Origin of the sequence: Shinella sp. CPCC 101442 (assembly GCF_024704725.1) — a bacterium.
GTDB lineage: Bacteria > Pseudomonadota > Alphaproteobacteria > Rhizobiales > Rhizobiaceae > Shinella.
The window spans coordinates 90601-102790 of the sequence record NZ_JALIQS010000008.1; the positions used below are offsets into that span (position 1 = coordinate 90601).

Annotated in this window: 13 protein-coding genes; 5 read left to right on the forward strand and 8 right to left on the reverse strand. The window is 58.6% G+C overall.

All coding sequences use genetic code 11. The features are described 5' to 3' along the window. Positions 1–2 precede the first annotated feature (2 nt). Positions 3–290: a conjugal transfer protein TraC gene (gene traC / locus MUO32_RS23940; RefSeq protein ID WP_257950888.1), complete on the reverse strand. Its 288-nt coding sequence runs from the start codon at positions 288–290 to the stop codon at positions 3–5. A 253-nt stretch (positions 291–543) separates the two neighbouring features. Between traC and traA the strand changes: the two genes are divergently transcribed. Genes traA through MUO32_RS23960 form a run of 4 tightly spaced genes read left to right on the forward strand, consistent with a single transcriptional unit; the run spans position 544 to position 6205 of the window. Further along, positions 544–3852, forward strand: a complete 3309-nt coding sequence (gene traA / locus MUO32_RS23945; RefSeq protein ID WP_257950889.1) for a Ti-type conjugative transfer relaxase TraA — start codon at positions 544–546, stop codon at positions 3850–3852. Further along, on the forward strand, positions 3849–4412 hold the full coding sequence (traF, locus tag MUO32_RS23950) for a conjugative transfer signal peptidase TraF (protein WP_257950890.1): 564 nt from the start codon (positions 3849–3851) through the stop codon (positions 4410–4412). The genes traA and traF overlap by 4 nt, the downstream gene beginning before the upstream one ends. Further along, positions 4402–5562, forward strand: coding sequence for a conjugal transfer protein TraB (locus MUO32_RS23955; RefSeq protein ID WP_257950891.1), 1161 nt, complete (start codon positions 4402–4404; stop codon positions 5560–5562). Before traF ends, MUO32_RS23955 begins: the two co-directional genes overlap by 11 nt. 13 nt (positions 5563–5575) lie before the next feature. Further along, on the forward strand, positions 5576–6205 hold the full coding sequence (locus MUO32_RS23960; RefSeq protein WP_257950892.1) for a TraH family protein: 630 nt from the start codon (positions 5576–5578) through the stop codon (positions 6203–6205). An 8-nt stretch (positions 6206–6213) separates the two neighbouring features. Here MUO32_RS23960 and MUO32_RS23965 read toward each other — a convergent pair whose 3' ends face one another. From MUO32_RS23965 to MUO32_RS23975, 3 genes are all read right to left on the reverse strand, one after another. Then, positions 6214–6471 carry a hypothetical protein gene (locus tag MUO32_RS23965; RefSeq protein ID WP_257950893.1) on the reverse strand — a complete coding sequence of 86 codons (258 nt, stop codon included), beginning with the start codon at positions 6469–6471 and terminating at the stop codon, positions 6214–6216. A 115-nt stretch (positions 6472–6586) separates the two neighbouring features. Further along, positions 6587–7219 (reverse strand): DUF433 domain-containing protein, encoded by a 633-nt coding sequence (locus tag MUO32_RS23970; protein WP_257950894.1) that lies wholly within the window; start codon positions 7217–7219, stop codon positions 6587–6589. A 96-nt stretch (positions 7220–7315) separates the two neighbouring features. Further along, positions 7316–7534, reverse strand: a complete 219-nt coding sequence (locus tag MUO32_RS23975; protein WP_257950895.1) for a helix-turn-helix domain-containing protein — start codon at positions 7532–7534, stop codon at positions 7316–7318. A gap of 96 nt (positions 7535–7630) precedes the next feature. Between MUO32_RS23975 and MUO32_RS23980 the strand changes: the two genes are divergently transcribed. Beyond that, on the forward strand, positions 7631–7912 hold the full coding sequence (locus MUO32_RS23980) for a transcriptional repressor TraM (RefSeq protein ID WP_257950896.1): 282 nt from the start codon (positions 7631–7633) through the stop codon (positions 7910–7912). Between the two features lie 3 nt (positions 7913–7915). Here MUO32_RS23980 and MUO32_RS23985 read toward each other — a convergent pair whose 3' ends face one another. From MUO32_RS23985 to MUO32_RS24000, 4 genes are all read right to left on the reverse strand, one after another. Further along, on the reverse strand, positions 7916–8620 hold the full coding sequence (locus MUO32_RS23985) for an autoinducer binding domain-containing protein (RefSeq protein WP_308311333.1): 705 nt from the start codon (positions 8618–8620) through the stop codon (positions 7916–7918). 67 nt (positions 8621–8687) lie between these two features. Beyond that, a complete protein-coding gene (locus tag MUO32_RS23990) occupies positions 8688–9758 on the reverse strand; it encodes a dipeptidase (protein ID WP_257950897.1) in 1071 nt (356 codons plus the stop codon). A gap of 131 nt (positions 9759–9889) precedes the next feature. After that, positions 9890–11065, reverse strand: a complete 1176-nt coding sequence (locus tag MUO32_RS23995) for a serine hydrolase (RefSeq protein WP_257950898.1) — start codon at positions 11063–11065, stop codon at positions 9890–9892. Positions 11066–11164: 99 nt separating this feature from the next. Then, on the reverse strand, positions 11165–12166 hold the full coding sequence (locus MUO32_RS24000) for a porin (RefSeq protein ID WP_257950899.1): 1002 nt from the start codon (positions 12164–12166) through the stop codon (positions 11165–11167). Positions 12167–12190: the final 24 nt, after the last annotated feature.

The window sequence follows — 12190 nt, forward strand, 5'->3', positions numbered from 1 at the left end:
GCTCAAGCCTCACTAGGGCTGCCCGGAGTCTCGCTAGGCGAGTTCGCCGAGGTTTGCCCGGCGCCAGAACCTCCCCTCTCCTTCCCGCTCGATCCGCTTTTGCCTCCGCGAAACCGCTTCGTCACATCCTCAAACGCCGCCTGAAGGTCGGCGTCGTCAATCTCGATCTCCGCAAGCCCGGCCTTCAAGGCAATGCGTCCGATCCGCTCGGCATCGCGGGTTTCCGCTGCCTTGAGCTGCTCCTGCATCTTGGCGATGTCATTCCTGATCTGCCGCGTTGATTTGCGCATTTCGCGTCTCCTTCGTCTGAAAATCGATGCCGACAGGTAGAGGTTTTCAGACGGGAGTGCGGAACGCACTACTGTGAATCCTACAATCGCCAAGGGCGATGCTTTTGTGAATGATCCCATCCGTTCCGAAGGAGCGGATCCGAAGGGCGCAATTATACGTCGCTGATGCGACGCTCTCCTTTAGCCCCCCGGCGGGGCCATCCGCTCACCGCGAACACATTGAATTCGTTCGATCAAAGGAGCTTTTTCCGCAATGGCCGTCCCGCATTTTTCAGTCAGCATTGTTGCCCGCGGTTCTGGCCGCAGCGCGGTGCTGTCGGCGGCCTACCGGCATTGCGCCAAGATGGAGTATGAGCGGGAAGCGCGGACGATCGACTACACCCGCAAGCAGGGATTGCTGCACGAGGAGTTCGTGATCCCTGCCGACGCGCCGGGATGGCTCCGGTCGATGATCGCCGACCGCTCGGTGTCCGGAGCTTCGGAAGTCTTCTGGAACCGGGTGGAGGAGTTCGAGAAGCGATCGGATGCGCAGCTCGCCAAGGACGTCACAATAGCGCTCCCGATCGAACTCTCGGCCGAGCAAAACATCGACCTGGTCCGGGATTTCGTGGCGCAGCTTATCACGTCACAGGGGATAGTTGCCGACTGGGTTTTCCATGACGCACCGGGCAATCCGCATGTCCATCTGATGACCACGTTGCGACCGCTGACCGAGGATGGGTTCGGCTCGAAGAAGATGGCTGTCACGGAACCCGACGGCAATGTGCTGCGCAACGATAGCGGCAAGATCGTCTATCAGCTTTGGGCAGGCGGGCTCGATGACTTCAATGCGTTTCGGGACGGCTGGTTTGCCTGCCAGAACCGACATCTGTCGCTCGCCGGTCTCGACATCAGGATCGATGGCCGGTCCTTCGAAAAGCAGGGCATCGAACTGACGCCGACCATTCATCTCGGCGTCGGCACGAAGGCGATCGAAAGGAAGTCGGAGGGGGCCGAGGAAAAGGCTGCGCTCGAGCGGCTGGAGCTGCAGCAAGAGGGGCGCGCGGAGAATGCCCACAGGATCCAGCGTAGTCCGGAGGTTGTGCTCGACCTGATCACGCGAGAAAAATGCGTGTTCGACGAACGCGATGTCGCGAAGATCCTGCATCGCTATATCGACGATACGGGTCTCTTTCAAAGCTTGATGGCGCGCATTCTGCAGAGTCCCGAAACCCTGCGGCTTGATCGAGAGCGGTTGGATTTCGTGACCGGGGTACGGGCGCCGGCAAAATACACGTCACGCGAGCTGATGAGGCTCGAAGCCGAGATGGCCAACCGGGCTATCTGGCTCTCCCAGCGCTCGTCGCATCGTGTCCGCAAGCCCGTGCTCGAGGCGACGTTTGCGCGTCATGAGCGGTTGTCAGACGAGCAGCGCGCCGCAATCGAGCATGTCGCTGGCATTGAGCGCATCGCCGCCGTAATCGGCCGCGCCGGCGCGGGCAAGACGACGATGATGAAAGCCGCGCGCGAGGCTTGGGAAGCCGCTGGCTATCGGGTCGTTGGTGGCGCGCTTGCCGGCAAGGCAGCGGAAGGCTTGGAAAAGGAAGCCGGTGTTGTCTCGCGTACGCTGTCGTCTTGGGAACTCCGCTGGAGCCAAGGGCGCGGGGCGCTCGACGACAAGACGGTCTTCGTTCTGGACGAGGCCGGCATGGTGTCATCGCGACAGATGGCCTTGTTCGTCGAAGCCGTCACGAAGGCCGGCGCCAAACTCGTACTTGTCGGTGATCCGGAACAGCTTCAGCCGATCGAGGCCGGCGCCGCGTTCCGGGCAATCGCCGATCGCATCGGCTATGCAGAGCTTGAGACAATCTATCGCCAGCGCGAGCACTGGATGCGCGACGCATCGCTCGATCTGGCGCGCGGCAATGTCGGCAAAGCGGTCGCAGCCTATCAATCTAATGGCAAGATGATCGGCTCCGAGCTCAAGGCCGATGCCGTCACCAACCTCATCGCCCACTGGAGTCGCGACTACGATCCCGCGAAGTCGACGCTGATCCTCGCCCATCTGCGCCGCGACGTCCGAATGCTGAACGAGATGGCACGCGCCAAGCTCGTCGCGCGCGGCGTTATCGATCAGGGTTCCGTTTTCAAGACCGCCGATGGCGTCAGAAGCTTCGCAGCCGGCGATCAGATCGTATTCCTCAAGAACGAGGGCTCAATCGGCGTCAAGAATGGCATGCTGGCCAAGGTTCTCGAGGCCTCTGCAGGCAGGCTCGTCGCCGAGATTGGCGATGGGGAACATCGTCGCCAGGTTTCGGTCGAGCAGCGCTTCTACAACAATGTCGATCACGGCTACGCCACTACGGTGCACAAGAGCCAGGGCGCGACCGTCGACCGCGTCAAGGTGCTCGCCTCCCTCTCTCTCGATCGTAACCTGACCTATGTAGCGATGACCCGTCACCGCGAGGATCTCAGCGTCTATTACGGCAGCCGATCCTTCGCGAAGGCTGGTGGTCTGGTCGAGATGCTGTCGCGCAAGAATTCCAAGGAAACCACGCTCGATTATGCCGGCGGCAGCATCTACCGCCAAGCGCTCCGCTTTGCCGAAGCGCGCGGGCTTCACATCGTCAACGTCGCCAGAACCGTCGCGCGTGACCGTCTTGAATGGACGGTGCGGCAGAAACAGAAGCTCATCGATCTCGCCGGCCGGCTCGCGGCCATCGGCGCCAGGCTCGGCTTCGCAACGTCCACGGCTAGAACAGTTCCCAACGAAGCAAAGGAGGCCAGGCCAATGGTTGCCGGTATTAACACCTTCCCGAAGTCGATCGACCAAGCAGTCGAGGACAAGCTCGCGGCCGATCCCGCACTCAAGAAGCAATGGGAAGAAGTCTCTATGCGCTTCCACCATGTCTACGCGCAGCCTGAAGCAGCATTCAAGGCAGCGAATGTCGATGCGATGCTGAGCGATCGGGCGACCGCGGCGAAGACGATTTCGAGGATCGCTACGGAGCCGGGGGCCTTTGGCGCACTCAAGGGCAAGATCGGTGTCTTTGCGAGCCGTGCCGACAAATCGGACCGCGATCGAGCGCTCAAGAATGTGACGCCGCTTGCCGACAGCATTAGCCATTATCTGCGCCAGCGCTGCGATGCCGAACGGCGAAATCACGCCGAGGAGCTGGCAGTGCGCAGGCAGGTTGTGCTCGAGATCCCTGCTCTCTCGTCCAATGCGAAAAGCGTGCTGGAGCGGGTGCGTGACGCCATCGACCGAAACGACCTGCCCGCGGGTCTTGAGTACGCGCTTGCCGACAGGATGGTGAAGGCTGAACTCGAAGGTTTCGCCAAGGCAGTCACAGAGCGCTTCGGGGAAAGAACCTTCCTGCCCCTCGCCGCGAAGGACACCAAAGGCGAAGCATTCCAACGGGTCACGTCGGACATGAACGCCATGCAAAGGAGCGAAGTGCAGCAGGCCTGGAACACGATGCGGACCGTGCAACAGCTGTCGGCCCATGAGCGTACCATAACGGCACTCAAAGCAGCCGAGGCCAGGCGCCAGACGAAGAGCCAGGGATTGACCCTGAAATGACGGTTTCGATCGAAAGCGTTGCGCCGTATCGCCGCCGCCGCGCAGCGGTGTCGCTGCTGGGCGCCGCAGCAGTCGTGATGTTCACTGGGATCGTCGGTCTTGGCGTCGCGGGCTTCCGGGTCAATCTCACCCCGAGCGAACCCTTGGGTCTTTGGCAGATTCAGCAGCTGGATCGCCCGATACAGGTTAGCGATCTCGTGTTCGTCTGCCCACCGGTCTCGGACATCATGCTCAACGCGCGAGCGCGGGGCTATCTTCGCCATGGACTTTGCGCCGGTGGCCTCGCTCCGCTGATCAAAACAGTGGCTGCGATATCAGGCCAGCGCATCGAAGTGAGCGATCTCGTTCGCATTGATGGACATTCGCTTCCGCACGCGAAGCTCATGCAGAGAGACGGTCAGGGGCGGCGAATGCTGCCGTATGGCGGGGGCATCATTCCACCAGGTGCGGTCTACCTGCATTCCGATTTTCGGGGGTCGTTTGACTCTCGGTACTTCGGACCGCTTTCGACCAAGAACGTGCTCGGATTGGCGCGGGAGGTCTGGACCTATGCGCCCTGATCGTCTTCGCGCGCCGGCGCTCATTGCGGTATCGGCCGCAATCGGTTGGCTTGGATGGAGCGGCAACATCCTGTCCCTTCCGATCACTGCCCTGTTCCCCGTCACCTGGTCGTTGTCAGGAAAGCGCTGGCATGCGGCGGCGGTATCAGCGGCGTATTTCCTGGCTGCTTCGCGTGGTCTGCCGCAAGGTGTGGCGAACTTCTATTCCTATGACATCTGGCCCGGTCTCCTGTTGTGGCTGATCGCCTCGGCCGGCTTCGTCATCGTGCATTCCGCCCTCTGGGCCGAACGGCTCGGCTACCGAAAAGCGCTCCGCTTCCTGATCGCGTGTGTTCTGATGGCAATCCCGCCGTTCGGGATTACCGGATGGGCGCATCCGATCACGGCCGCCGGCGTCTTGTTTCCGGCTTGGGGCTGGTGGGGACTCGCGGCGATGGCAGCCGGCCTGGTTGTGATGACAACACGCCGATGGCCGGCTGCAGCCATTGCCATGACTGGCTTCTGGCTCTGGTCCGCCGCTAAGTGGACGGAACCGACACTACCTGCGTCGTGGAGCGGTGTCGACTTAGAAAGGGGCTCGTCTCTCGGCCGCGACACGAGCCTCGATCGGCACAAGGCGTTGATCGGGATCGTTCGTCGTAAAGTGCCGGGAGATATCGCTGTCCTGCCGGAGAGCGCCCTCGGTTTCTGGACGCCGACCCTTGCGCGGCTGTGGCAAACGGCGCTCGCTGGCACCAAGACCACAGTGATCGCCGGCGCCACGCTTATCGACGCGGACGGTTACGACAATGTGCTCGTTTCAATCAGCGCCGAGGGCAATACCATCCTTTATCGCGAGCGGATGCCGGTTCCGGGTTCGATGTGGCAGCCGTGGAATAGCCTGCTCGGAGAGGGTGGCGGCGCACGGGCACATCTTTTCGCAAATCCTTCGGTCGATGTCGCGGGCTCCAGGATTGCCCCGCTGATTTGTTACGAACATCTCATCGTCTGGCCGGTTCTCCAGTCCATGCTGCATGATCCCGGCGTCATCGTTGCCGTGGGCAACGGCTGGTGGACGACGGGAACCTCAATCATCGACATCCAACAGGCAAGCGCCCGGGCCTGGGGGCGCCTCTTCGGCAAACCTGTCATTTTCTCCTTCAATACCTGACTGGACAGTCCTCATGCTTGACGTAGCGCTTATCGAAAAATGTGCCGATCCATCCCTGACGCCCGCTATCGTCGAGCAGTTCGTGGCGGCGGCCGGCTCGGACGATCCATTGGCTATCACCGTGAAGTCCGGCGGACGGTTGGTTCTCATTCCGAAACCGCAATCGCCGGAAGCGGCGCTCGATATCGTGCGCGAGCATTTCGGGAAGGCGAGCGTTCGGGTCGGTCTCACGCAATATCCTGCAGGTGTCGGTATGACCGATATTGCTCAGCTTGACGCTGCGCTCGTCGAGCCCTGCGAGAACCTCAAGCGCGGCACGGCGCTATTTGCCAAGGTCGCCCGTATCGTGACGAAATGGTACGGCAGCCCGACGAGCAAGGAGGTCACGCCGCAAATGTTCGAGGACGCCGTCTACGCATGGCGCACTGGCGAGTTCGAGGGCACGAAGGTTTTCCAAGCCGAGGATCCTGGCGGTGCGACCTTCCTGCGCGGAAGGCCCTTGCGGAAAGTTCAAAATGACGAGAAATCTGAGGAAGTTGAGACGATGACAGCGGAAGAATACCCTGCGCAGCCGGCTGCCGCGGCAACAGATGCCGACGCGGCCGAGATGCGCATAGACCTGTCGAGGATCGGCGGCCGGTAGGCAGTCGATCACCCTACTGGAAGTGAATATCGGCTTACTACCGCTTCCTCCCCATCGACGCTGATTTTGATCACTTCGTTGAGAAATTCCTCACCTTCCATGAGTTCGCGAAGGACCAGATCGAACAGCTCCCGCTGCAATGCAGGGGTAACGAACGGTACAATGATTACCAACCCCGCGTGTAGCTGTTCCCTGCCGCAAAGTTTTCGGAAGTCGCGGGCATTGTATGTGACGAACGTATAGTCCTGCGCAATAATGCGCGGCATGAGGTCCCAGTCGGCTGGCCGCTCCATCCGAGCCAGTTTACATGAAATCCATCGTGGCCATTTTCGCGAGCGACGGCCACGAGAAATGTGTGAAGGCATTCATCGATAAGAAATTTCACGAAAATGAGCGGGCGCGCTTTGCTTCTGGTCTTGTTCCGAGGGTAAGCCGCTTGGTGGACGTGGCCGTGATCCCGAAATCGGAGAGCTTGCGGGGCCGACCCCTTGCCGGATGGGCCGCGGCCCAGATTTCTGCCAGCTCAACCATGCGGGGGGTAAGCGCCGGATACCCATCGACGATCTCCTGTATGCTCGCCCCCTGGCTCCGCATCGCTGCAATAGCTCTTACAGGGATTCGCGTTGACTTGAAGACAGGTTCTCCACTCATAACGCCCTTGGTGCTTTCGACAATGGCCTTTGCCTCGTGCAATGCTTCAGCCCGGGCCGCCAGTTGTTCCCTCGCCCGTGCGACATCGACAATCAAGTAGTCATCCGCACGGACCGTATCAGCGTGCGGGTTTTCGTCGATCGTGTCGAACAGGCGTTTGCGTCGTTCAGCTGAGAGAATCGAGCCGACGCCATACCAGAGTTTCAAGCGAAGGAGATCGTCATCGGATAATACGCGACCTTCACCGCCAACGGAACCGGCAGATATGACGCGCTTGTCGATGGCATTGTGGACAGCCTTGACGGCGATTTCGCTCAAGGCTGCGGCCTCGGTAGGTGTGTAAGCTCGAGCAGCAGCTGCCATAATTATTCTCCTTGTGGAGAAGGTATAATGCATCCTTGCTCTACGGTAAAGTCTGCTACCCCTGAACTCAGGTGCTCTTTCGCTTTGGAACCCTAGCTACTCCTTCCCATCTGGTGCGACCAGCTCGACATGGCTAACCCCGAGAGCCTGAGCAATCTCAAACAGCGTTACGACGCTAGGATTGCGATTCCCGCGTTCTAGGCCACTAATATATTGCTGACTCACGCCCGAGAGTTCGGCCACCTGTTCCTGCGTTAGGCCTCGCTCCCGACGCAGGCGGACAAGATTGCGGCCGACTAGTGTGCGCATGTTCATGCGCAGAAAATCGAACTTTACTGCACCAAAGTTTATCAACTATATTATGTAAATTGTCGTGAAGCACGAGGGTTCGGCTATGCCGGATGACCATGAATGGTGAAGTTGACCGAACCTGATGATCTGAGGGCGCTCGACACAGCAGCTTTGGAAAAGTTGGCAGTCTCCGCGATTGTCGAGCATCGAAGAAAAATGGCTTCGGACCAAATTGTCTACGAGGAGTGGACGCGTGTCAGCGACGACATCCATACGCCGTACGCGGTCGTAAACGTGCTGCAACAGGAATACGCTGAACGCCAGCGATCTCTCTGCGAGCATCAAAAATTTGTCTCTTCGATACTCGATGAACTCGGCTATATACCGACGCTCGGGAGCTAGGAGTTAAAGCCAGCTCCTGTCTTTCGCAATAGCGATTAGATGGGGAACGGTGCTAGCCGCCGCTTTCCTTCGCGCCTTATCTAGGTGGTCTTGAACCGACCGCGCACTTATCCCCAATATGTCTGCGATCTGTGGGCCGTTTCGCCCTCGCGCCGCCCATTCAACGCAAAGTAATTCCCTTGGAGAAAGCGTTTGTCGTGGCCCTATGTCTACGCGAGTAGAACGGGCCAACGATCGATAGTGGACGGATAACAAAGCCTGAATAGCTTTCGCGCCATGCTGGGAAAAAGTAGTTCCGATTTCGCGTCGCGGTGACGCTAGGGTCAACATTAGCATTGAAGCGAAACTACCCTCCACGGCAATCGTAATACCGGATCTGATGCCGTGGGAGATCGCTTCATTACGAAAGTCCCTCATCTCTCGATCGTCGGTAGATTTCCAATGATCCGCGGACCAGGCGAATGGATCCCGGCGGAGGCGAGCCTCCCGCACCACGGGATCGATACGGACGAGATGTCGTTCCAGGTAGACTTTTTTCCAAGGTTCGGGATACGAGCTTAGTGTTCTTACGTGCATTCCTTCTTTCTGCAGATAGGCAAACCGCTCAAATCCAATACTTCCCGCAAAATCACGGAGCGCCCCGATCATCATCTCATGACCTCTCGCAGAGTCGAGTTTATCGATAAGGCAGCGGAACGCTTCGTCCATAGTAAACCTCTAAAGTTCGGGCGCGGCATTGACGCGAAAGTACCGTTCCCGCCCATGCGGATGCCGGCTATCCTATTGTTCTCTCGATCACGGAGAGCCAGTTCCTCCACGCGATTTTCTCGATGAGATCTTCGCCGTAGCCATGGTCCCGGAAAACGTTGAGAAGCCGTTGGAGCCCGGATGCGTCTCCGATCAATTCCGGTACGGTGGCGCCATCAAAGTCAGAACCTATCCCGACGCCGTCTTCACCAAGTTCGAGGATCAACGCATCCATATGCCGGAGCAAGACCTCGGCATCGGGAACACTCAAATCGTCCGGCGCGGAGCGGAGAAACGTTGTTTCGAAGTTCAATCCCACCAGCCCCCTGGTGTCACGGATCGCACCAAGTTGCCAATCGGTGAGGTTCCTCGCATGCGGGCAAATGCGATGCACATTCGAATGAGTGGCGATCAACGGCGCATCACTGAGTGCGGCAACGTCGCGAAACCCGCGCTCATTAAGGTGAGACAGATCAATGAGGATTTTTTTGTCATTGCAGGCCCGCACCAGGTCGTTCCCTGCATCGGTTAGGCCTGGCCCGGTGTCCGGCGAAGACGGGTAGCGGAAGGGCACACCATGCCCGAAAATGTTCGGCCGGCTCCAAACCGGTCCGATTGAACGCAGTCCTAAGCCGTAGAGGGTTTCGAGGAATCTCAGGTCGCGATCAATCGCCTCTGCCCCTTCGATATGGAAAACGGCAGCGATCGTATTGCGATCCCTCGCAGCTCGTATGTCGGCCGCAGACCGGCACAGAGCGATCGCTCCGGCACGGTCGAGCTCGAACAAAATGGACGCCATGGCGACGGTGGTCCTATGTGCATCATCCATCGAAAGCGCCGCTGGTAACGGTTCATCGATCGCGAAGACCGACGCAGCGTTTTCAATGAGTGCCTCTGTCGGAATGTCTGCAGACGGTGCGAACACCGCAAACATGCCGCCGGCGAACCCTCCCTGCTTTGCGCGCGGCAGATCAATATGCCAGTCATTCGGGGAGCCCTCGGTGAAGAGGGATACCTTGTCGGCCTCATCGGCGTAGTGGAGCTTGTATAGAATGTCGTTGTGTCCATCGAAGATGGGCACGAGATTTCTTTCGGCCATGTGAAATCTACTTATCTACGCCCGTGACGGGTGGTGGGCGATGCTCGAATGGGATGGAGCATTCCGGTAGCTAGGACCGCGTGTCTGAGTAGGCCGCTAGCTACCGTCTTTGCAGGAGATTGGATCAGCGCCTAACCGGCCAGCTTCGCGCCAGCCAGTAAGTCCTCGGTTATTGCGGCGCGGAATGCGCTTGTCTCGTCGGTTCCATCGATATTCATGAGCACGATCACCGCTTGGCTATTATCACCTGTCAGAGCCACCATGTTAGAGGCTCCGTTGTCGCTCCCGGTGTGTCCAACGACCTTGCGCTTGCTTGTTTCCTCCTCGGTCCAGCCTAGGCCCTGATAGGGATAGATCTTCCGGTCAACTTGCCGGCGGAGCATCTCCCGGGCGGCGGCTTTTGAAAGGATGGGCGTTCCCTCGCGCTGTAGCCCGAGCATAGCGTGTATCGCCTTTGCCAGATCAGTCACCGAGCAACGAAGCATTCCTGCGGGCACGTCAGGATATCCTTCCTGAGGAAGTTCGACATATTCGCCGTTTTCAATTCTATAGGGCTTGGCAAGAACGTTTGGAGCAAACTCGCGGAGATACCAATGCGCATTAGTGATGCGAAGCGGGGTGAGGATGTTCTCTGCAACATAGCCCGCAAAGTCCTGCTTGCTGATCGCTTCAACGAGGTAACCCGCCAAGGCAGCCCCGACATTGCTGTAGTCCCACTTGGTGCCTGGCTTGGCCTTCAGGAAAGACGTCTTTGGCGAATAAGCGCTGCCGCCCTTCACCAGATAGCTCTTCATGAAATTTGAGAGGCTCCCCACGGGGTCACCCTCGACGGAGTATTCCCCATACCCTTCGTCAGATATGCTGGAGGTATGCGTAATCAACTGGTGAGCAGTGATCGCTAGGCGCGGATGGTTCGGATTTTTCACTGGGAAGTCGATGAATTTGTTTATGTCCGTATGCAGGTCGTAACCGCGGCGCTCAAATAGTTGAACGAGGGCAGAGGCCGTAAACAGCTTGCTGACTGATGCGAGGTGGATCGGCGTCTGCGGGACCATTTTTCTATTTGCTTTAAGATCGGCAAAGCCGAACGATGAAGCATAGTGGACAGCGTTGCTCTTCGAGGTGATCGCAAAAGATGCTCCAACCACTTTGGCAGCTTCCATCCGTGCTGGGACACTCGCCTCGAACTCACGGCGCCAGCGCTCAAACGCACCGACCTTCTCTTCGGTCCCGGACGCAAAAGCCATAGTCGGCATGAACATTCCTGCAACTCCAATTTTGATCAGCTCTCGTCTCGTGGAATACATTGCTTTTCTCCTTTTGGGTTTGTTTACAGGGTTTTCGGTCACGGACCGTGGTGAACCGTCATCTCGGACGATGCTCGCTCGATGGACACAGCGGGCTCGCTAGAATTCGCGTTCGATACTAAGTAGGCCGCCGATCGCACTGTCGCGTACCCCCTCGTCCGTAGGCAGGGACGTGAATGCAAGTTCAGTGCTGATAAGAAGCGAAGGAAGAAGTACGTAATCGAAGCTGGCAGCGATCGCGTACTTTCCCGTGTCGGTGTAGGCAGCTTGACTGTTCAGAACCAGCTCCTCAGACAGATCCAGCGAGAAGCCAGCCCATGCAGCGAACCGACCTTCCCAGGTTCCGAAGTAGCCTGGCTCGTTGTGGCCGGAGCGGTACCCGACCATTGCAAACGTGGAAAATGAATCGGTGATTTCGAGATCGAGCCGAACCTTCGCGGCGACGTGCTCGCGGACGGAGTCATAGCCCATCACTGATCCTATCTGGATTCTCTCCGCACCAAGACGAATGCCAGCCACGGCATGAGGAACGCCTCCGTGGACTAGAAAGTCAAAATCGTCTCGGGTTTCGCCCTGTTCGACGCCCACCATTGCTGACCAAAGTTCGTCGAAACTCGTCGTGTAGCTGATCAAATTGGTGAATGACGGTCCGTAGGCGATCACGTCATCGCTCAGGACTGCGCCGGCCGAATTGAGCCACAAGTCAAATTGGGAGCTGGTGGCGCCAACAAGAAGACCGTTGAGCTCCAGGACGGCCTCGGAGAGGGTCACCCCACCACCTTCGTCTGACGCTTCGTCGAGGTCGATCGACAGAACGGATCTAAGCGCACCGAGATCCGTCTCGGATGCCGTGCTGAAATCGATACTGGCGCTTGACGCCGGCACCACTCGGCCGAGCGGTTCACTGGAATAGACGTCCTCGCCGACGGATAGGTCAAAGGTCAAGCTGCCGCTGATTTTCAGACACGTTTCGCTTCCAGGGAGAACGAAATACCCTTCCCCCCACGTGTCGCACACTTTCAGATACTTCCCGTCGTCTGCATTTGCCTGAAACCCGGCGCAGCAGGATGCAATCATGCAATATGCGAGTAGGCGTCGCATCGTCGTATCCTTACCGTTGTTGAG